Here is a 21,106-nt window from a genome sequence, read left to right on the forward strand (position 1 = left end):
GCTCCTTCAGTGGGCCGCATGGGACGCGTCCGCCATCGGCGCCTGGAAGCGCCGCAGGCGCAGCGCATTACCGAGCACGAACACACTGGACAGGGCCATGGCACCGGCCGCGAACACCGGTGACAGCAACACGCCCCATACCGGATACAGCGCACCGGCCGCGACCGGAATCAATGCGGTGTTGTAGGCAAAGGCCCAGAACAGGTTCTGGCGGATGTTGCCGATGGTCGCCTTCGACAGCGCGATGGCGTTGGGCACGCCCTGCAGGTTGCCGGACATCAGCACCACGTCGGCCGACTCCACCGCGACGTCGGTGCCGGTGCCGATGGCCAGGCCGACATCAGCCTCGGCCAGCGCCGGCGCATCGTTGATGCCATCACCGACGAACGCGATCTGACCGTAAGCCGCCTTCAACCGGCGCACTGCCTCCACCTTGCCTTCCGGCAGCACTTCGGCCACCACTTCATCGATGCCGAGCTGGCGGGCGATGGCCTGCGCGGTAGCGGCGTTGTCACCGGTGATCATCGCCACCTTCAGGCCAAGCTGGTGCAGGGCGGCAATGGCGGCCGGCGTACTCGGCTTGATCGGATCGGAGACGGCGATGATCGCCGCCAGGCGGCCATCGATGGCGGCATACAGCGGCGACTTTCCTTCGTTGCCCAGGCGATCGGCCAGCGCGGCGAAACTGCCGATGTCCACGCCCAGCGAACGCATGAAACGATCGGCGCCCACTTCCACGCGTGCGCCATCGACGGTGGCACGCACGCCCATGCCGGTCACCGACTCGAAATCAACCATCGCCGGCAGCGCGATGCCCTCCTCCGTCGCTGCCTCGACAATGGCGCGGGCGATCGGATGTTCCGAGCGCGACTCCACCGCTGCCACCCGTGCCAGTACCTGCGCGCGATCGAAGCCGTCGGCGATCTCCAGGTCGGTCAGCAACGGGCGGCCTTCGGTCAAGGTGCCGGTCTTGTCCACCGCCACCACCTTGGCGTCCTTCAACAACTGCAGCGCCTCGCCCTTGCGGAACAGCACGCCCATCTCGGCGCCGCGGCCGGTGCCGACCATGATCGAGGTCGGCGTCGCCAGCCCCATCGCGCACGGGCAGGCAATGATCAGCACGGCCACCGCGTTGACCAGCGCGAAGGTCAGCGCCGGCGACGGCCCGAAGATCAGCCACACCAGGAACGTAGCGAGGGCCGCCAGCATCACCGCCGGCACGAACCACAGCGTCACCTTGTCGACCACGGCCTGGATCGGCAGCTTGGAGCCCTGCGCCTGTTCAACCAGACGGATGATCTGCGCCAGCATGGTCTGCCCACCCACCGCCGTCGCACGCAGGGTCAGTGCGCCCTTCTGGTTGACGGTGCCGCCGACCACGCCGCTGCCTGCCGACTTCTCCACCGGGATCGGCTCGCCGGTGATCATCGACTCGTCGACGAAACTGCGACCTTCCGTCACCTCACCATCCACCGGCACGCGCTCGCCCGGACGCACTTCCAGCAGGTCGCCCAGCAGCACCTCGTTGATCGGGATATCGACGATGCGCCCTTCGCGGCTGACGTGCGCCACCTTGGCCTGCAGGTTGACCAGGCGCTTGATCGCCTCTGACGTGCGGCCTTTCGCGCGCACCTCCAGGAACCGCCCGAGCAGGATCAACGCGACGATCACCGCCGCTGCTTCGTAGTAGACATTCACCGTGCCCGCCGGCAACAGGTGCGGGATGAAGGTGGCCACGACCGAATAGCCGAACGCCGCAGCGGTACCCACCGCCACCAGCGAGTTCATGTCAGGCGCCAAGCGCAGCAGCGCCGGGAAGCCCTTCTGGTAGAAGCGCCGGCCGGGAATGGCCAGGACCAGCGTGGTCAGCACGAACTGCAGGTACCAGCTGGCCTGGAGGCCGATCGTGGACATCACCCAGTGATGCATGCCGGGAATCAGGTGCGAACCCATTTCCAGCACGAACACCGGTGCTGCCAGCACGCTGGCCAGGATCAGGTCGCGTTTCAGCGCCACCCGCTCGGCATCCTTCTTTTCCGCCGCTTCCTCATCGACCTGGGTGCCGCCATCGATCGCGTGCGCCGCGTAGCCGACCTTGTCGATCGCCGCTACCAATGCGTCGATGCCGGCGACGCCGCGCACGGTCGCACGTTCGGTGGCCAGGTTGACGCTGGCCTGGCTGACGCCCGGCACCGCCAACAGCGCGCGCTCCACGCGCCCGACGCAGGACGCGCAGGTCATGCCTTCCACGGCCAGTTCGGTGGTCGCAGCCGGTACCTCATAACCCACTCTTTCCACCGCCTGGATCAGCGCGTCGCGGTCGATCGGACCAGAGGAGCGGATGTCCGCACGCTCGGTGGCCAGGTTGACTGAGACGCTGGCGACCCCCTCGACCTTGGCCAGGGCCGCCTCAACCCGGCCAACACAGCTGGCGCAGGTCATGCCTTCGATCGGCAGGCTGAGGGTGGAAGTCGTCCCGGGGACGGCGGTAACGCTGGAGGTGCTCATGGCCTGGTTTCCCTGGTTCCATCTGGAGAGGTGACCAGCCTAGACCTTGCCATCGTGGGAAGGTCAAATCCACCCTCTCCCGCCGATGGCCCATCCATCCCGCGCGCGCCCAGTAGAGCCACGCCATGCGTGGCTGCCCGTCACCCCGTGGCTGGCGCCGGGTCGTGCCCGGCGCCGCCGTCCCTCAGAAGGTGAACACATACTCCAGCGCGAACTCACGACCCACCGCACCGAGCAGACGCGTCGGGGCGAAATCGTAGTCGACCTTGTACGGGTCCTTGTGGTTCCAGCTGGTCGCGTTGAAAGCGTTGTTCACGTACAGATTGACCTTCATGAACTCGGTCACCTGGTAGCCAACGTTGAAGTTCCAGGTGATGAACGGCCCGACCCGGCCGTAGTAGCGCGCCGTCTGCTGCCCGGCGTTCGGGTTCGTATTGACCGATCCATCCGGACGCGTGGCAGGCTCCAGGCAGTTCAGCGACGGACTGTCGCTGGGCACGTAGCCATCGGCGAACGGCAGGCAGCCGCCGGGGTTGTCCAGGCGGTCGGTGCCCCAGTGGTAGCGCACGCCCGGCACCGAGCCGATGCGGTCGGCATACACGTTCGCGTTCCAGTTGCCGCCCTGCCAGGCCAGGCTCGCGCGCAGCTTGCTGCGCAGGTCACGGTCGCGGCGCTCGGGGTTCGGGTCGTTGGCGTAGCGCTGCTCCTTCGTCGAGATCTGGTTGGTGTAGTTCACCCCCAGCTGGAAGCTGCCCCATGCGGCCGTCTCCAGTCGGTAGCGCGCGCTCAGGTCGATGCCACGCACCTCGCGGCTGGCCAGGTTGAACGGCCCGCGCTCGATCGACACCAACCGCCCGCTGCTGTCACGATTCACCCGGGCGAGGATGCCGGCGCAGTACTCGCCACCCGCCGGGTTCGCCCACGGCGTACCGTCCATGTTCTTGCCGGTCAGGCAGCCCGCTTCGCTGGCCAGTACTTCGTCCGCACCGACGTCGACGATCATGTCTTCCAGCTTGATCGCCCAGTAATCCGCGCTCATCGACAGGTTCGGCAGTACGTCCCAGACGAAGCCGACCGTCCACGAATTGCCGGTCTCCGAGCGCAGCAGTGGCGTGCCCCGACGGTTCACGTCGAACGCATACCAGACATCGGTATTGCCCACGCCGCAGTTGTTGACCAGATACGCGCCGCTCTCGATGCAGCGCAGGCGGTCGTAGGTCAGCACCTCGGAACTGCTGGCCTGGCCCAGCAGGTAGTGCATGTCCGGCGCGTGGAAGCTGGTCGCGTAGGAGCCGCGTACCAGCAGCGACTCGAACGGTCGCCATTCCAGACCGGCATTCCAGGTGGTTTCCTTCTGGCTGCCGACATCCAGCGCCTCGCCGCCGCCGTCGGCCTTGTAGCTTCCATAACGGTCGTAGCGTGCCGCAGCGGTGGCGATCAGGCTGTCGGCCAAGGGAATCTTGAACTCGACACCGGCCGAATAGCGGGTGCGCTCACCACCGCCACGATCAACGTTCTGCAGGTCGAAATCGATGCCGGCACGCGGATCCGGGCTGAGGTGATAGCCCTGCTTCGCCACTTCGGCCACCGCCGCGAACGAAATCGGACCGGCCCAGCCCTGCAACAGTTCACCAGTGATGTCGGCCGAGGCCTGGTTGACGTAGGAGGACGCGCGGTTCTTGGCGACCGTGCCCATCTGCCAGTACTGGTCCGGGGTGATCGGGTTCCACCAGCGCGCTTCGTTCAATGCGTAGATGGCCTCTCCGTCGCCGGTGGTGCCCAGCCGTGGGCCGAGGAAGAAGTCGTACGACTTCTGTTCGTCCACCACGTTCTGCCGCTCTTCAACGCGGTAGTAGGAACGGCCAACCGTGGCGCTCCAGTCGAAGCGATCGGCCAGGCGTCCGCGCAGGCCTGCGCTGATATCCCACGACAACTCGCGGTTGGTATTGCGCAGCGTGTCCAGGCCACCGACTTCGTTCGGCGTGAACTGGCGCACGCCGAGCACCGGGCGATTGCGGTTGGCATCCCAGTAATAGCCGTTGGCATCGTCGATCAACGAAACGCTGGGGGGATTGGTGCCCCAGATCGCCTCGGACCGGTACACCGCCAGGTTGCTCCAGGCCTGCAGGCCATCACCGAAATCGAAGGTGCCATAGAGATTGCCCGACACGTTCTCCGAGCCGCCAGTCAGCAGCCAGTTGGCGTAGTCGGCGCTCATGCCGCACAGGCGGCCGGTGTTGCTCACTGTATTGGCGTTGTAGTTGTAGACCAGCCGATCGGCGGTGTAGTACTCGCCAGCGAATTTCTCGCAGGTACCGTCCGGCGGTGCCAGGCGCTGGCCGTTGCTCGGGTCGATCAGCGCCAGGCCTGCGGTGGGACGGAAACCGACCTTGCGCTGTTCCATGTTCCAGGACGGGTACAGCGCATCGTCAGCGTCGTCCATCTGCGGCCGGTCGCGGCCGAACAGCGGATCGCGCTTGGTGTACTGCAGTGCATAGGTCACGCTCCAGTTGTCGCCGGTCTTGCCGCCCGCCCAGGACAGATCCCAGGTATCGCGGCCGCCTTCGGTCGAGGTACCACCGCGCACGCGCACTTCGTCGCCGTCGTAGTTGGTCTTCAGGATGACGTTGACCACGCCGGCGATGGCGTCCGAACCATAGATCGCCGACGCGCCGCCGGTCAGCACTTCGATGCGCTCCACGGCAGCGGCAGGAATGTTGCTGTAGTTGGAGAAATTGGTCTCGCCGCCATAGGGCAGCGGGTAGTCGGCCACGCGGCGGCCGTTGACCAGCAGCAGGCTGCGGTTGGGGCCCATGCCGCGCAGGTTCAGGCCGCTCGCGTTGGGTGTGTGCGAGCCCCACTGCGACGCCGCTTCGACGGTGCCGGTCGCTTCGGTCAGCGTCTTCAGCGCGTCGTAGACGGTGACGAAGCCTTCCTTCTGGATCTGTGCAGCGGTGATCACGTTGACCGGGGCCGGGCCCTCGACGCCGGCACGCTTGATGCGCGAACCGGTAACGGTGACGGCATCGAGGTCCTTGGTGGACGACGTGGCCGCTTCCTGTGCGCCAGCGGCAAAGGGCAGCAAGGCAAGGACGAGGGCCTGGGACAGCAGATGACGACGGTTGCGGACGGACTGAGCCATGGGTGGTTGCTCTTGGATGGTGGGCGCGCGGTCGGATGGCGATCCCGGGCGTTGAATCGATCCTTCTCGATTCGATCACCCTCCCCTGTGGATCGATCCAAACTAAAGCACAGCTGAACCACGCCCGGCATGCGGCGACGCAGCAAAGCGCTGCGACACGTCGCTTTCAGTTCCCGGACTCTAAGAAAATCATATATTTGCGAAACATCGCTGAAAGAACTACGCACGAAGCGATGACACGATTGCGACAAACACGCGCGGAACGGTTTTGTCCGTCTTCAACGACTTCAAAGGTCCGGTGGATCTGGAACAAACCAGCCATCGCGGAGGACGTAGTGGCTTGATGCGTTGCCTCCGGGTCCGATACCCCACCATTCGATGGTGAACCCGTCGTCCTGCCAGGTCACGGAAGAAAGATCGGATTCACTGCCGGGGCTTCCCGAGTTCTGACTGGCGAGGGAGACGGTCTCCAGGCAGCTGCTGATCACTATATTGCCGCGTTCGATGGGCTTCGGCCGGGTCAATTCGTAGACGAACAGATGTATCTCGCGCCCCGCGCCACAGCGGCCCGTCGGATTGGAGGTGTTTGAATCGAACACCTGATACAGCGCCCGAAAGCGCTTGTTTCCAAGCATATGTACGCGAGTGTCGACGAACGCGCCTGTAGCAGCGGGTGCCAGCGTCACCCCGCTCAGCATAGCGCGGATGCTGTTTTCCTCCGGACCGGCCGCCTTCCAGATCAACACTGGTGACTGTCCTTCATCCGCAGCTATTGCGGCGGTTGGCAGCAGACAGAGAAGTAGCAAGAGCAGTCGAGGCATGCGGAAGGAGGATCGTTGCCACAGGGAGTTGGACCCCACTGTCGACAATCCTGACTTGCTCGTCCATTCGGAAACACGGATGCCCCTGCTCTCCGCTGTTTGGCGGACGGACTGTCCATCCGCGCATGTCAGAAGCGTCACTTTTCGGCAACGGGTTCGCGTTCGGCAATGGGGTCGGAGCCCTTCTGCGAAGGGATCCAACCCCGGCAGCTCTCAGGCGTCCAGCGCCTTCCGCAGTGCGGTCACTGTCGCCGTGTCGGTCTGGCTCCAGTCCGGGTCCAGCCCGCGCAGGGCCGGGTTCTGGAACTGCATGGCCGAGCACCGCTGCCCCTTGGCCGAGGCATGCAGTTCGACGCAGCCGGTCCGCCACGCCACGGCGGCGATGTTGCCGGGGCCAAGCCCGGCACCAGCCATGACGCTGATCCGGCCGGCCGCCTGTGCGACCAGCGCGGCCAGTACCTCGGCACCGGTTTCGGCGCTGGCCTGACCGCCGGAGGTCAGTACCCGCTGGCAGCCCAGCCCGATCACCTGTTCCAGCGCCGCCGGCAGATCGCGCGCGGCATCGAACGCACGGTGGAAGGTCACCTGCAGCGGGCCGGCCGCCCGCACCAGTTCCCGGCACAGCGGCAGGTCGATGTCGCCCTGCGCATCCAGCGCACCGATCACCACGCCATCGCAGCCCAGCGCGCGGCACTGGGCGATATCACGCAGCATCAGTTCGGTTTCCAGCGCGTCGTAGTGGAAATCACCCGGGCGTGGTCGCACCAGCACGAACAACGGAATCTGCAGCCGCTCGCGGGCGATGGCGATGCCGGCAAACGACGGCGTAGTGCCGCCCTCAGCGAGATTGTCGAACAGTTCGATGCGGTCTGCGCCACCGGCCTGCGCGGCCAACGCCGAGGCCACCGAGTTGCTGGCGATCTCCAGCGTCAGGCGCACGCTCACGCCTGCGTGCTCGCATAGATCGACGGCGAGTCGCGCAGGTCATCCTGGCGCTGCGCATCGCACACCGCATAGACGAAGCCACGATGCAGCGCATAGGCACCGACCTCGCCCTGCTTGTTCATCGCCAGGAAGCAGACCTGCAGCGTGCGGCTCGCTTCGGGGCGCTTGCGCACCACGCGGTCGATCGCCTCGCGGCACGCCTGTGCCGGTGAACGCCCCTGGCGCATCAGCTCGACCACCAGGAACGAGGCCGCGTTGCGGATCATCTCTTCGCCCACACCCGAGGCGGTGGCGGCGCCCACTTCGTTGTCCACGTACAGGCCAGCGCCGATGATCGGACTGTCGCCCACCCGGCCGTGCAGTTTCCAGGCCATGCCGCTGGTGGTGCAGGCACCGGCCAGATTGCCCTTGGCATCCAGCGCCAGCATGCCGATGGTGTCGTGGTTGTCGGTGTTGCCGGGTAGACCGCGGCGCTCGGCATTGATCTGCGGCGCGTACTTCTCGGTCTTCAACCATTCGCGCCACGCCGCTTCGGCCTTCGGGGTCAGCAGGTGCTGCCGCTCGAAGCCCTGCTGCACGGCGAACTGCTGGGCGCCCTCGCCCACCAGCAGCACGTGCGGGCTGTTCTCCATCACTTTGCGGGCCACCGAGACCGGATGCAGGATGTCGACCAGCGCAGCGACCGCGCCACAGCGGCCATCGCCGTCCATGATGCTGGCGTCCAGGCTCAGCACGCCGTCGCGGTCCGGGTTGCCGCAATGGCCGACGGTGGGGTTGCACAGCTCGCTTTCGGCCCAGCGTGCACCGGCTTCCACCGCATCCAGCGCACTGCCGCCCTGCGCCAGCACTTTCCACGCGGTCTGGTTGGCCGGCACGCCGAAGTCCCAGGTCGATACCACCTTGGCTCCGCCCTGCGTACGCGCCTTCACCACCGGCAACGCTGCCACACCTGCGGCCAGTGCACCGGCCTGCAGGAACTGCCTGCGATCCACCATCTTCGCCTCCGTCTGCATGCTGCGCCCGCCGGCCCGATGCCGGCAGCGCCGATCAATCGTGCGCGGGCGTCCGCGCTGCGTGCCAGGCCGCTGCACCGAGCACGCCCAGCTGGCCATGTTCGACCCGCCACACCGGCACCTGGCGCAGCACGTCGGTCAGCACGCCCTTGTTGAGGAAGCGCTCACGGAAACGGCCGTCGGCCAGGAAGTCCTGCACATGGGTGGAAATGCCGCCGGCCAGGTACACCGAGCGCGCGCCGACGGCGATCGCTGCGTCACCGGCCAGGCTGCCCAGCCAGGCACAGAACACCTGCAGGGTCTCCACCGCCAGCGCATCGTCGCCTTGCCGCGCAGCCGCGATCAGCGCTTCGGTGCTGGTCCATTGCGGCGCCACGCCGCGCAGTTCGCACAAGCAGGGATACAGGTTCATCAGGCCGCTGCCGGACAGCACGCGCTCGTTGTCCACGTGCGGCCAGCGCTGCAGCAGCTGGCCCAGCACATGCAGTTCCAGAGCGTTGCCGGCCCCCAACGCAGCGTGGCCGATCTCGCTGGCCAGCACCGGGCGCTCGCCATCGGCGAAGCGCAATGCCGCCCCCAGGCCGGTGCCCGGCCCCAGCACCAGCGCCGGGAACGTCTTGGCCGGATCGGCATCGCCGTTCAACGGCACCAGCGTGTCGGCCTGCAGATAGGGAATGGCCAGCGCCACCGCTTCGAAATCATTGATCAGCTGCAGGTCGGGCAGGCCCGACTCGCGGCGCGTTGCCGACAGCGATACCGTCCACGGCAGATTGGCGTTGATCAGGGTGTCGCCGTCGAGCAGGCCGGCGATGGCGACCACCGCGCTGGCCATCGGCTGGCCGAGGCTGGCGGTGAAATCGGCGAGGATCGCCGCCAGGCTGGGGTGGTCGGCACAGGCGTAGGTGCGGTAGCTGCCCAGCCGCGGCGCCTGCCCCGGCACGGTCTCGGCCAGCGCCAGACGGGCGAAGGTACCGCCGACATCGGCGACCACCAGGCTGCGTGGAACGCCGCTGCGGGCGGGTTCGGATGGAACCGGGGACACTGCTGCAACGTTCACGCTGGCCTGCTTGGATCGATTGAATCGTCCCGATTCTCAGGCATCCGCCGGCCTTTGCCTAGCGCGGCGACAGCGGCACCCGGGGTCACATGCCTTCCTGCTCGGCCACCTGCACGCCATCCACCAGCACCCGCAGGCGCTGCGGACGGAACCCGGCGAACAGCAGCGGCCGGGTCCGCTCCACCAGCACTTCATGGCCGGCGATATGGCGCTGCCACGACTGTACCAGCGAGAACGAGAAGTGCGTGCCCGGATGCAGCGGGTGCTGCACCCAGACCTTCTCGCTGGCGCTCTGCAGCATCATCGCGCCGGTGAACCAGTGGCGGCTGAGGGTGACCGGCGTGGTGCCGGCCATGAAGCGGATGTCCATGCTGCGTCCTTTCGTGATGGAAGTGCGTGACGGAAGCCCGGCCCGCGCTCAGGGTTGCGCGGTCTGCAGGTTGTAGCTGGTGCTGGCGGTGAACACCGCACCATCCGGCTGGGTGGAACGCACCTCGACCTTGTGGCTGCCCACGGCCAGATCGGTCGGCAACGCACCACGCCACAGGTGCGGCGAAGCAGTGGCTTCCGGCGAACGATCGTAGCCGCGCAGCGTGGAGGCCAGATCGTCGGCGACGTTCTCCACCATCAGCCGCGGATCAGGCTGGCTGACCTGCTTCATCGGCTGCCAAGCGCCGCCATCGACGCGATACTCGACCACGCTGGCATCCTCGCCCATGTACACGTTGGCGTAGATGCCCCACGCCGGGTACGCGCCCTTGCGCAGCACCTTTGGCGCATGCAGGCCGATCTGCTCGCTGGCTGCCGCACCGGCCACCCGGTACTGCAGTCGGTAGCTGCCGTTGCCGGCCACGTCCAGCAGCGCATAGCCCTTCGGCGTGCCATCGCTCATGGTGCTGTCCGGTACGCCGGCGGCATTTTTCACGCCCGACCAGAACGCACCGCAGTTGGCACCGACGTTGTACTCATGCAGCGGCCTGGCACCCTGCCAGCCGTCAGCCTTGCCGTGGTAGACGTGCTGCTGGGTGTGGCTGTGCCCGCTGAGCACCAGCACGTTGCGGAAGTCCTTCAGCAGGTCGAACAGGCGCTGACGGTCTGCATGGCGGAAGGTCTCGCGCCCCGGCGCCGCATCGAACAGCGGGATGTGCATGCCCAGCACCAGCAGGCGGTCCTTGTGCAGGCCCTTCAGATACGCAGCCAGGAAGGCGAACTGATCCTCGCGCAGGCCGCCGACATACTTCGGCTTGGCAGTGGGGTCGTACACCACATCGTCGAGGAACACGAAGCTTGCGCCGCCCTCTTCCACCGCATAGGTATCGGGGCCGTAGATGTTGCGCCAGCTGTCCAGCGAATGCGCGTCATTGGCCGCATCGAAATCCAGGTCGTGGTTGCCGGGCACGTGGAACCACGGCACGCCGAGTTCGGTGGTGACCTTGTTGATCGCCGGGTACAGGGTCAGATCGTCGTTGACGATGTCACCCAGCGTGGTACCCAGACGCGCCTTGGTCTGCCCCACCAGCGGCGCCACGATCGACTGCTGGTAGTAGCCGATGTCCTGCAGGCTGGCGGTCTGCGAATCGGTGAACACCAGCATCTGGAAGCCACGACGGCTGTCATGCCGGTCGTTCTGCAGGGCGAAATCCCAGTTGCGGGCGACGTCACTGGTGGCCGCGATGCCGCCGTACTTCAGCGCCGGGGAACCGTTCGGCCGGTAGTGCCGCCAGAACGACGGCAGGCCGTCGGCAGCCTTCGGGAAGGAATAGGCATCGGGCTTGATGACGAAGACCGTCTGGCCGTCACGCACCGGCAGGCTGTAGCTGCCGTCGGCAGCGGTCTTGACGATGGTTTCGCCATTGGACACCTGCACCCCGGCCAGACCCGGATCGGTCGCACCGCGGCCCGGCTTGCCGTCTCGCTCCAGATAGACCTTGCCGCTGACCACGGTGTCCGCGGCCCAGGCCGGCGAGGTCAGCAACAGGCAGCACAGCCAGACGGCAGGCAGTTTCATGGGGGCGGGTCCGGGAAAAAGAAGACGCCATATTGTAGGTGCGGACCGTTGGTCCGCACACCTTGTTCAACGATGGCGCTTTTCCAGCACGTCGCGGGCATCTTCCAGCGACAGCCCACGCGCGCGCAGCAGCACCAGCAGGTGGTACAGCAGGTCCGAGGCCTCGCCCAGCAATGCCTCATCGTCCTGTGCCACTCCGGCCAACGCCGTCTCCACGCCTTCTTCGCCCACCTTCTGCGCGATGCGGCGGATGCCGCCTTCGAACAGAGACGTCGTATAGCTGCCGGAAGGACGCAGCGCCTCACGCACGGCGACCAGCTGGTCCAGGCCACCGAGGAAGTCCTTCGGCGCGCCATCGAAACAGCTCTCCGCCCCGGTGTGGCAGGTTGGGCCTGCCGGGCGTGCCAGCACCAGCAGCGTATCGGCATCGCAATCGACGCTGATCGACTGCACCACCAGCACATTGCCGGACTGCTCGCCCTTGGTCCAAAGGCGCTGCTTGCTGCGGCTGAAGAAGGTCATGTGGCCGATCGCCAGCGTCGCTGCCAGCGACTCGGCGCTGACATAGCCCAGCATCAGCACCTGCAGGGTGTCGATGTCCTGCACCACGGCTGGCAACAGTCCATCACCTTTGTCCCAGTCCAGCGTTTCCAGCGCCTGCGGCGACGGCCGCACATCAATAGACATCTCGTACCTCGATCTGCTGCTCGCGCAGGTAGCGCTTCAAGTCGGCAATGGCGATGGCGCCACTGTGGAACACGCTGGCCGCCAGCGCACCGTCAACGTCGGCCTGGTCAAAGGCCTGGGCAAAGTGCTCCATCGCACCCGCACCACCCGACGCGATGAGAGGCACCTGGCACAGCGCACGCGCCTGTCGCAGCTGCTCCACGTCATAGCCGCGGCGCACGCCATCGCTGTCCATGCAGTTCAGCACGATCTCGCCGGCACCCCGGCGCTGCGCCTCGACGATCCAGTCCAGCGTGCGCAACGGCACCGCCTGGGTCTTGTCCGGGTCGCCACTGAATCGGCGCACGCGCCAGTGGCCGTCTTCCTCGCGCACCGAGTCGACACCCACCACCACGCACTGCACGCCGAATTCTTCAGCCAGTTCGGTGATCAGTTCCGGGCGACCCAGCGCGGGTGAGTTGATCGATATCTTGTCCGCACCGGCGAACAGCACGCGACGCGCCGTCTCCACACTGTCGATGCCACCGGCCACGCAGAACGGGATATCGATCAGGCGCGCGATGCGTTCGATCCAGGCCACGTCCACCGAACGTGCCTCTGGGCTGGCGCCGATGTCATAGAACACCAGTTCGTCGGCGCCCTGGTCGCGATAGCGCTGGGCCAGTTCGGCGATGTCCCCCATGTCGACGTGGTCGCGGAAGCGCACGCCTTTGACCACGCGGCCATCGCGTACGTCCAGGCAGGGAATGATGCGGCGGCTCAGCATGCCAGCGCCTCTGCCAGGTCCATCCGCTGTTCCAGCAGCGCCTTGCCAAGAATCGCACCGCCGCAACCGGCGGCCTGCGCCGCAGCCACATCGGCCACGTCACGGATACCGCCGGACGCCTGGACGGCCACGCCCGGCAGCAACGCCGCCAAGTGCTGGTACAGGCTGATATTGGGGCCGGCCAGCATGCCATCACGGGCGATGTCGGTGCACAGCAGGTGGCGCATGCCCGCCTGCGCGTAGCGTTCGGCCAGCGCATCCAGGGTCACCCCCGCGTTTTCGGTCCAGCCATGTACCGGCAACTGCCACTGCCCCTGCGCGTCCTGGCGTGCATCGAGGGCGATGGTCAGCCGTTCCGGGCCGAACTCGGCCAGCCAGCCAATTACCTGCTCCGGCTCGCGCACCGCCAATGACCCGATCACCACGCGGCTGGCGCCGGCATCGAGGATGCGCGCCACGTCGTCGCGACCGCGCACGCCGCCACCGGTCTGCACCTGCAGCGGCGTCTGCGCACGGATCGCGGCCAACAGCGGCGCCAGCGTATAGCCACCGGCACGTGCGGCATCCAGATCGACCAGGTGCATCCACCGCGCGCCCTGCATTGCGAATGCCTGCGCACGCGGCAACGGATCGTCGCCATAGTGGGTTTCCTGCGCGTAGTCGCCCTGGCGCAGCCGCACCACGCGGCCATCACGGATATCCAGCGCGGGATAGACGGTGAAACTCATGCGGCGGTGCCCTCAAGGAAATTGCGCAGCATCAGCGAACCGGTGTCGCCGGACCGCTCTGGATGGAACTGGGCGCCGAAGTAGCGACCCTGCTCGACCACGGCGGTGAACAGGCCGCCGTGGTCGCAGGCGGCTACGGTATGGCTGTTCAGCGGCGCGGCGTAGCTGTGCACGAAGTACGCACTGGCGCGCTCGGGAACCCCCTGCAGCAGCAACGACGGGCGCAACGGCAGCAGCCGGTTCCAGCCCATGTGCGGCACGCGGATGCCACAGGCCGGCACCAGCTTGCGCACCACGCCGGGGATCAATCCCAGCGTATCCACGCCGGCCTCTTCGGAGCGATCGAACAACAGCTGCATGCCCAGGCAGATACCCATCAGCGGCACCTGCAGCTGGCGCAGCGGCTCGACCAGGCCCTGCGCATGCAGACGCTGCATGCCGGGGCCGGCCGCACCGACGCCGGGCAGGATTACCCGTCGCGCACCGGCCAGGCCAGCGGGGTCGCGGACCAAGCGCACCGTGGCGCCGAGCCGCTCCAGTGCGTAGCGCACCGAGCCCAGGTTGGCGCCGCCGGCATCGATCAGCACGACCTCGCTCACAGCGCCCCCTTGGTGGTCGGCAATGCGGTGCCCTGCCGCGCAAGCGCAGGCCGCAACGCACGCGCCAATGCCTTGAAGCAGGCTTCGACCTTGTGGTGGTCGTTGTCGCCGCGCACCTGCAGGTTGAGATTCAGGCCGCTGGCATCGCACAGCGATCGGAAGAAGTGCGGGACCAGTTCGGTCGGCATATCGCCCACACGCTCGCGCTTGAACTCGCCGTCGAACACGAAATACGGGCGGCCACTGAAATCCAGCGCAGCGCTGGCCAGGGTTTCATCCATCGGCAGGGTGAAACCGTAACGGCCGATGCCGCGCTTGTCCCCCAGTGCTTCGCGCAGGGCCTGGCCCAGCGCAAGGCCGGTGTCTTCGATGGTGTGGTGTTCGTCGATGTGCAGATCGCCCTCGGCGCGGATGTCCAGGGCGAAGCCACCGTGCTTGCCGATCTGTTCCAGCATGTGGTCGAAGAAAGGCAGGCCGGTGTGGATATGCGCGTCGCCGGCACTATCCAGATCCAGTTCGACACGGATCTTCGTTTCCTTGGTATTGCGCTGGACCACCGCCGTACGCGGCGCATCGGCAAGTGCGTGGGCAATGCCCGGCCAGTCCCACTCACCACCAAACTGTTCGGTGCGCAGTTGGAAGCCACGGATGTTGAGGTTGTCGGCGAACTGCAGGTCGGTGATGCGGTCGCCGACCATGCCCGAGCGCGCCCAGTCGATGCTGCGGTCCTGGAGGTAGGCGGTCATCAGGCCGATGCCCGGCTTGCGCGTCGGCGCGTTGTCTTGCGGCCAGCTGCAGTCGACCAGCACATCACGGAAAACGATGCCCTGGCTTTCGAAGATCTGCAGCATCAGGTCGTTCGGGCCATCGAAGCTGGCGCGCGGATAGCCTTCGCTGCCCAGGCCGTCCTGGTTGGTGACGATCACGAACTGGTAGCCGGCATCGCGCAGCTTCAGCAGCGCCGGGATCACCTGCGGCACAAAGCGCAGCTTCTCGTAGGCATCGATCTGGAAATCCGCCGGTTCCTCGATGAGGGTACCGTCGCGGTCGATGAACAGGATGGGCGTCATGCCGCAGCCCTCCGTGCCGACAGGGCCGCAAGCACGCGGTCGTTCTCCTCGGGGCTGCCGATGCTGATGCGCAGCGCATCGCCCAGCTGCGGCGCAGCGCGCTGGTCGCGCACCACCACGCCAGCGGCGAGCAGCGCGTCGAACGCAGCCTGCGCATCGGCGAAGCGGACCAGCAGGTAGTTGCCGGCCGATGCGTACACCCGAAGGACGCCCGGCAGGCCAACCAGCGCGGTGCCCAGGCGCTCGCGCTCAGCGATGACCGTGGCCACGCGTTCGGCGGTGCGTGCCAGCGCGGCCGGCTGCAGTGCCTGCACGGCCAGCTCGGCGCACGGCGTCGGCACCGGGTACGGCGCCTGGCAGCGGCGCAGCACCGCGATCAGTTCAGGCGCGGCGATCAGGGTGCCGATACGTGCGGCGGCCAACGCGTGCGCCTTCGACAATGTGCGCAGCACCGCCAGGTTGGCGTGCGTGGCCAGCAGCGTGGCCGCCGATGCGCGCTGCGCGTACTCGACATAGGCCTCATCCACCACCACCAGCGCCTGCCCACGCAGGGCGATGGCCACGCGCTCGATCTCCGCCAGCGGGATATCGCTGCCGGCAGGATTGGACGGCGCGCACAGGAAAACGAGCGTGGCGCCCTGCCCCTTCGCAGCGGCAATCACCGCATCCAGGTCCGTGCGCAGGCCCTCTTCATCATCGATCAGCGGGACCTCAATCAACGGCGCACCCTGCAGGCGTGCGCAGACCGCGTACATGCCGAACACCGGCGGCGTCACCAGCACGCCATCGCGGCCGGGCACGCACAGGGCGCGCACCAGCAGATCGATCGCCTCGTCGCTGCCGCGGCCTACCAGCAGTTGTTGCGGCTGCACGCCGTACAGCGATGCCAGCGCTTCACGCAGCGCAGCCGGTTGCGGCTCCGGGTAGCGGCGGCTGCCGCCGGTGGCATCGGCCGGATTGGCCCACGCCGATTCATTCGCGTTCAACCACACCTCACCCTGCACAGCGCTGCTGCGCGCCGAACTGTAGCCGGCGAAGGCCTGCAGATCCGAGCGCACCAAGGCCAGCACGCCGTCGATGTCCGCGCTCATGCGGCCACCTCCATGCGCAGCGCCACCGCACGTTCGTGCGCGTCCAGCCCTTCGGCGCTGGCGATGATGCGCGCGCAGCCACCGATCGCGGCCAAGCCGGCGGCACTCGCGCTCTGCACGCTGATCAGGTTCTGGAAACTGGCCACGCTGACACCGCTGTAGGCACGCGCGGCACCGGCGGTGGGCAGCACGTGGTTGGTGCCGCTGCAGTAGTCGCCCAGTGCTTCCGGCGTGTAATCGCCGAGGAACACCGAACCGGCCGCCTGCACCTGGCCCAGCCAGTCGCGCGGTTCACGCAGGGCCAGGATCAGGTGTTCAGGGGCGTAGCGGTTGCTGATCGCAAACGCATCCGCCAGCGATTCCACCTGGATCAACTGCGACGCCGACAGTGCCTGGCGGGCGATGTCCTGCCGCGGCAGCAAGGCCACCTGGCGTTCCACTTCAGCCTCGACGGCGGCCAGCATCGCCGCGTCATCGGTCAGCAGCAGTACCTGCGAATCCGGGCCGTGCTCGGCCTGCGACAGCAGATCGGCGGCGACGAACGCCGGATTGGCGCCGGCATCGGCAATCACCAGCACTTCCGACGGACCGGCTGGCATGTCGATGGCGGCGGCACCGTCTTGGGCAACCTGCTGTTTGGCCTCGGTGACGAAACTGTTGCCTGGCCCGAACAGTTTGTCGCTCGCCGGGATGCTCCCGGTGCCATAGGCCATCGCCGCGATCGCCTGCGCACCGCCCAGCTTGAACACGCGTTGCACGCCGGTCAGGCGCGCAGCCACCAGCACCGCAGGGTCGGCCGTTCCGTCGGCACGCGGCGGCGTGCACAGCACTACCTGCGGGCAACCGGCCAAGTGCGCCGGCACTCCCAGCATCAGCGCGGTGGACGGCAACGGCGCACTGCCGGCCGGCACATACAGGCCAACCCGGCCGATCGGCCGCAGCATGCGCTCGCAGACCACACCCGGTGCGGTTTCCACTGCATAGCCCTGGCCCATCCCCGCCTTGTGGAAGCGGGTGATGCGCTCGGCCGCCTCGACCATGGCCTGGCGCAGCGCGGCCGGCACGGTGGCTTCGGCGGCAGCGAACTCGCTGTCGGAAACTTCGAAATCCTGCAGGTCCACGCCATCGAAGCGCGCAGTGATCGCGCGCAACGCGGCATCGCCCTGCGTGCGCACCTGCGCGATCAGCGTGGCCACCGCATCACGGGTCTGCTGCGCCACGGTCTGCACCGGGCGGGTCAGCGCCGCGCTGCGCGCGGCCTCATCAAGTTGCGACCAGATAAGACGATTCATGCCAGTGACCGCTCCACGCTCAATACCATCAGGCCCTGGGCGCCGGCACGCTCCAGCTCTTCCATGCGCTGCCAGGTCAACGGGCCGGGGCACATGGTCTGCAGGCGCAACGCACCGCCATCGGCAGGCAAACGCACCAACGGTTCGGCATCGGCCAGCAGTTGCGCCAGCGCGTCGACGCGGTCCTCTGTGGCGCGGAACATCAGCAGCTTGCGGTCCTGCCGCTGCACCACACCGTCCAGGCGACGCAGCAGCATGCTGCGCAGGGCGCCACGGGCATCATCGGGAACGCGCACCGCACCGGCCAGCACGGCCTCACTGTCGAGCAGGTTGTGCACCGGGGTGAGCTGGTTGGCACGCAGGGTGGCGCCGCTGGAGACCAGATCGCAGATCAGGTCGGCGGTGCCCAGGCGCGGCGCGATCTCCACCGAGCCGGACAGCTCCACCACCTGCGCATCCACGCCTTGCGCGACCAGCCACTGCTTGAGGATGGCCGGGTAGCTGGTGGCGATGCGGGTACCGGCCAGTTGTGCGGGCCCCTGCCATTGCCACTCTTCCGGCACCGCCAGCATCAACCGGCATTGACCGAAGCCCAGCCCACGCAGCGCGTGGTAAGCATCCGGCAGACCGATCTGGCGACGCGCAGCGGCCTGCTCGTCCAGTTCGTTGCGGCCGACGATGCCGAGGTCGCAGACGCCATCGGCAATCAGGCCGGGGATGTCGTCGTCGCGCACCAGCAACAGGTCCACCGGCAGCGATTCGCCATAGCAGAACAGCTTGTCGCGGCTCTCGCGCCAGCTCAGGCCACAGGCGCTGAGCAGGTTGCGGGCGGGTTCGGCCAGCCGGCCACTCTTCTGGATGGCGATACGCAGCCGGTCTCGCGCCGGCGCTGCCTGGGTTGCACTCATGGGGGAGGTCTCGAAGTTCGGAACGGGGCGCGGATCAGCGCGAAGCAAGGCGGTCGACGGCGGCGGCATAGCCTCGATGGCCATGCTCGAGCGTGCGCGCCACCCGTCCGGTGGTGGTCACGCTGACGCCGGTGCGTTCGTGGATCTCGCGGTACGGCACGCCCTGCTGCAGCAGCGGCACCACCTTCCAGCGGTCGGCCATGGCTTCCAGCTCGGCCGGCGTGCACAGGTCACGCAGGAAGGCGACCACCTGTTCCGGCTCGCGCAGGGCGGCAAAGGCCTGGGCCAAGGCGTCCAGATCGGCTTGCGGGTCTTTGGCGGCGATGTCGGGGCGGGCTTTCACGGACAGGACTCTTGCATCAATGTAATAGCGTGTTAGTACATTAACGCATTCTTGCGCGCTGCGTCAAATCGTGGGCTTTGGGGGTACGGCAGGGCTGCGCCCTGCACCCGCAGAAGCCGAAGCAACGTCAAAAGCTGGTTTCCTGAGGATTTGCGGGGCGGGTCCGGTTGAGGGGGACGCTGCAAGTACGTCCATGTAAGCTCGGTCGCCGCATCCATGCGGCTCACGCCCCCTCAACCGGACCCACCCCGCCTTCGACAGTTGGCCGCGATCTGGTGGATCTCGCCGGGAAAGTGATCGAGAACGGCTTTTGTAGAGTCGAGCCATGCTCGACTGCTCTTCGTATAGGCACGCGAAACGCCCACCAATGGTGGGCGTTCTGCTTTCAAATAAAGAGCCTGGCCCGACTCAGGGCAGACAGCGGACCTCCGCCTGCAGCGCGCCGCGCCGCAGGCATTCGCCGAACAGGCTGCCCTGCCGGCTGGGATGGGGCCGCACGTTCTGCAGCGCCACGGCCCGGCCGGGGCACGCCCGCGCGGCCAGGACCTGCAGATCCTGCTCAAGCTGCGCGCGGTCGATCACGTGGCAGCGATCAACCACCAGTTGGTACTGCGCCGGGCCGATCCGGGTGCTGCGCAGCGCCGGATCGCTCTGGCAGCCTGCCAGCAGGAGCAGCATCAGCGCCCCTGCGGCGGCGGGCTTCACGCCATGACCCGCGACTGCTCCAGTTCCACCTGCAGGGTGCTGGCCAGTTCGTCGCGCGAGATCTCGAACTGCTGCTCGCGCAGCAGGTCCTTCACTGCCACCACGCCGCGCGCCAGTTCGTCCTCGCCAGCCAGCACCACGAAACGGATACCTGCCTTGGCCGCGTACTGGAACTGCTTGCCGATCTTCTTCGGCTCCATCTGCACTTCGGTGTTGATGCCACCAGCGCGCAGGCGACGGGCAATGTCCAGCGACTGCGGCATGCCCTGCTCGTCCATCAGCGCTACCAGCGCCTGCACGCTGCTGGCCTCGATGCCCTCGATCAGGCCGGCTTCGCGCAGCTGCCAGAACAGGCGCGACAGGCCGATGGAAATGCCAACGCCCGGCAGCTTGGACTTGCTGTAGTGGCTGGCCAGGTCTTCATAACGGCCACCGGAACAGATCGAACCGATCTGCGGGTGGTCGGTCAACGTGGTCTCGTACACCGTGCCGGTGTAGTAATCCAGGCCACGGGCGATGGAGAAGTTCAGGCAGTACGCACTCTCCGGCACGCCCAGCGCCTGCACCAGCTGCAGCACTTCGCGCAGCTCGGCCACGCCGGCACGCAGGATCTCCGACGAACCGGCGCCGGCTTCCAGTGCCGCCAGCTGCGCCAGCGCATCGGCATGACCCTGCGAACGCACGGCGACGAAGGCCAGGATCTTCTCGACCTGTTCGGCCGGAATACCGAAGCCCTCGCCCACCAGCGTCTCGCGCACGTAGTCGGGGCCACGCTTGTCCAGCTTGTCCACTTCGCGCAGCACCGCCAGCTGGCGCTCGCCTTCGGCCACGCCCAGGCTCTCGAAGAAGCCGCGCAGCAGCTTGCGGTTGTTCAGCTGGATGCTGAAGTCACCGATGCGCAGTTCGGCAAACACCGCGTGGATGACCGCCAGCACTTCGGCGTCGTAGCGCACGCTCAGGCTGTCCTTGCCGATCACGTCGATGTCGCACTGGTAGAACTCGCGGAAGCGGCCGCGCTGCGCACGCTCGCCGCGGTACACGCGCTGCATCTGGTAACGACGGAACGGGAAGGTCAGCTCGTGTTCGTGCTCGGCCACGTACCGCGCCAGCGGCACGGTCAGGTCGAAGCGCAGCGCCATTTCCGGCAGCGAGCGGTCGCCGGATTCGGCGGCGTTGGCCAGCGCGCCGGTGGACTGCACGAAATACACCTGGCGCTCGGTCTCGCCGCCGGACTTGGTCAGCAGCACATCGGACAGCTCGAACACCGGCGTCTCCACCGGCAGGAACCCGAAGCGCTCGTAGTTGCGGCGGATGACGTCCAGCATGCGCTGGAACGCAATCTGCTCGCGCGGCAGCAGTTCAAGGGTGCCGGGCGGGGTACGGGGCTTGATCACGGGCGGAACTCCTGCGGGAACGGGACGTG

Annotated in this window: 19 protein-coding genes; all 19 read right to left on the reverse strand. The window is 67.2% G+C overall.

Features of this window, described 5'->3' with window-relative positions; all coding sequences use genetic code 11:
- Window positions 1–6 precede the first annotated feature (6 nt).
- Complete coding sequence (locus H3005_RS06155) at window positions 7–2,508, reverse strand: heavy metal translocating P-type ATPase (RefSeq protein WP_191077774.1); 2,502 nt, start codon at window positions 2,506–2,508, stop codon at window positions 7–9.
- A gap of 184 nt (window positions 2,509–2,692) precedes the next feature.
- Complete coding sequence (locus tag H3005_RS06160; protein ID WP_191077775.1) at window positions 2,693–5,650, reverse strand: TonB-dependent receptor; 2,958 nt, start codon at window positions 5,648–5,650, stop codon at window positions 2,693–2,695.
- A gap of 287 nt (window positions 5,651–5,937) precedes the next feature.
- The gene (locus tag H3005_RS06165) at window positions 5,938–6,396 is read right to left on the reverse strand and encodes a hypothetical protein (RefSeq protein ID WP_191077776.1); all 459 of its coding nucleotides are present in this window, start codon (window positions 6,394–6,396) and stop codon (window positions 5,938–5,940) included.
- A gap of 288 nt (window positions 6,397–6,684) precedes the next feature.
- Window positions 6,685–7,416: a copper homeostasis protein CutC gene (locus H3005_RS06170; protein ID WP_191077777.1), complete on the reverse strand. Its 732-nt coding sequence runs from the start codon at window positions 7,414–7,416 to the stop codon at window positions 6,685–6,687.
- Complete coding sequence (locus H3005_RS06175; protein WP_191077778.1) at window positions 7,413–8,411, reverse strand: N(4)-(beta-N-acetylglucosaminyl)-L-asparaginase; 999 nt, start codon at window positions 8,409–8,411, stop codon at window positions 7,413–7,415. Before H3005_RS06175 ends, H3005_RS06170 begins: the two co-directional genes overlap by 4 nt.
- Window positions 8,412–8,463: 52 nt before the next feature.
- Window positions 8,464–9,486, reverse strand: coding sequence for a glucokinase (locus H3005_RS06180; protein WP_089240843.1), 1,023 nt, complete (start codon window positions 9,484–9,486; stop codon window positions 8,464–8,466).
- A gap of 85 nt (window positions 9,487–9,571) precedes the next feature.
- Entirely contained in the window at window positions 9,572–9,856 is a 285-nt protein-coding gene (locus H3005_RS06185) for a hypothetical protein (RefSeq protein ID WP_025874818.1), read from the reverse strand.
- 48 nt (window positions 9,857–9,904) lie between these two features.
- Window positions 9,905–11,494, reverse strand: a complete 1,590-nt coding sequence (locus tag H3005_RS06190) for a calcineurin-like phosphoesterase family protein (RefSeq protein ID WP_191077779.1) — start codon at window positions 11,492–11,494, stop codon at window positions 9,905–9,907.
- A 66-nt stretch (window positions 11,495–11,560) separates the two neighbouring features.
- Window positions 11,561–12,181 (reverse strand): bifunctional phosphoribosyl-AMP cyclohydrolase/phosphoribosyl-ATP diphosphatase HisIE, encoded by a 621-nt coding sequence (gene hisIE, locus H3005_RS06195; RefSeq protein ID WP_191077780.1) that lies wholly within the window; start codon window positions 12,179–12,181, stop codon window positions 11,561–11,563.
- Window positions 12,171–12,947: an imidazole glycerol phosphate synthase subunit HisF gene (gene hisF / locus H3005_RS06200; RefSeq protein WP_191077781.1), complete on the reverse strand. Its 777-nt coding sequence runs from the start codon at window positions 12,945–12,947 to the stop codon at window positions 12,171–12,173. The genes hisIE and hisF overlap by 11 nt, the downstream gene beginning before the upstream one ends.
- A complete protein-coding gene (gene hisA / locus H3005_RS06205) occupies window positions 12,941–13,675 on the reverse strand; it encodes a 1-(5-phosphoribosyl)-5-[(5-phosphoribosylamino)methylideneamino]imidazole-4-carboxamide isomerase (RefSeq protein WP_191077782.1) in 735 nt (244 codons plus the stop codon). The genes hisF and hisA overlap by 7 nt, the downstream gene beginning before the upstream one ends.
- Window positions 13,672–14,274: an imidazole glycerol phosphate synthase subunit HisH gene (gene hisH, locus H3005_RS06210; protein ID WP_089240831.1), complete on the reverse strand. Its 603-nt coding sequence runs from the start codon at window positions 14,272–14,274 to the stop codon at window positions 13,672–13,674. Before hisH ends, hisA begins: the two co-directional genes overlap by 4 nt.
- The gene (gene hisB / locus H3005_RS06215) at window positions 14,271–15,344 is read right to left on the reverse strand and encodes a bifunctional histidinol-phosphatase/imidazoleglycerol-phosphate dehydratase HisB (protein ID WP_100552404.1); all 1,074 of its coding nucleotides are present in this window, start codon (window positions 15,342–15,344) and stop codon (window positions 14,271–14,273) included. The genes hisH and hisB overlap by 4 nt, the downstream gene beginning before the upstream one ends.
- Window positions 15,341–16,435 (reverse strand): histidinol-phosphate transaminase, encoded by a 1,095-nt coding sequence (gene hisC / locus H3005_RS06220; RefSeq protein WP_100552403.1) that lies wholly within the window; start codon window positions 16,433–16,435, stop codon window positions 15,341–15,343. Before hisC ends, hisB begins: the two co-directional genes overlap by 4 nt.
- Window positions 16,432–17,727: a histidinol dehydrogenase gene (gene hisD, locus H3005_RS06225; RefSeq protein ID WP_191077783.1), complete on the reverse strand. Its 1,296-nt coding sequence runs from the start codon at window positions 17,725–17,727 to the stop codon at window positions 16,432–16,434. Before hisD ends, hisC begins: the two co-directional genes overlap by 4 nt.
- Window positions 17,724–18,635 carry an ATP phosphoribosyltransferase gene (gene hisG / locus H3005_RS06230; protein ID WP_100554107.1) on the reverse strand — a complete coding sequence of 304 codons (912 nt, stop codon included), beginning with the start codon at window positions 18,633–18,635 and terminating at the stop codon, window positions 17,724–17,726. The genes hisD and hisG overlap by 4 nt, the downstream gene beginning before the upstream one ends.
- A 34-nt stretch (window positions 18,636–18,669) precedes the next feature.
- Window positions 18,670–18,978 carry a YerC/YecD family TrpR-related protein gene (locus H3005_RS06235; RefSeq protein ID WP_025874839.1) on the reverse strand — a complete coding sequence of 103 codons (309 nt, stop codon included), beginning with the start codon at window positions 18,976–18,978 and terminating at the stop codon, window positions 18,670–18,672.
- 408 nt (window positions 18,979–19,386) lie between these two features.
- Window positions 19,387–19,656, reverse strand: coding sequence for a hypothetical protein (locus H3005_RS06240; protein ID WP_191077784.1), 270 nt, complete (start codon window positions 19,654–19,656; stop codon window positions 19,387–19,389).
- 23 nt (window positions 19,657–19,679) lie between these two features.
- Window positions 19,680–21,077 carry a histidine--tRNA ligase gene (hisS, locus tag H3005_RS06245; RefSeq protein ID WP_100552400.1) on the reverse strand — a complete coding sequence of 466 codons (1,398 nt, stop codon included), beginning with the start codon at window positions 21,075–21,077 and terminating at the stop codon, window positions 19,680–19,682.
- Window positions 21,078–21,106: the final 29 nt, after the last annotated feature.

This window comes from Stenotrophomonas sp. Br8 (assembly GCF_014763005.1).
GTDB classification, from domain to species: Bacteria; Pseudomonadota; Gammaproteobacteria; order Xanthomonadales; family Xanthomonadaceae; genus Stenotrophomonas; species Stenotrophomonas lactitubi.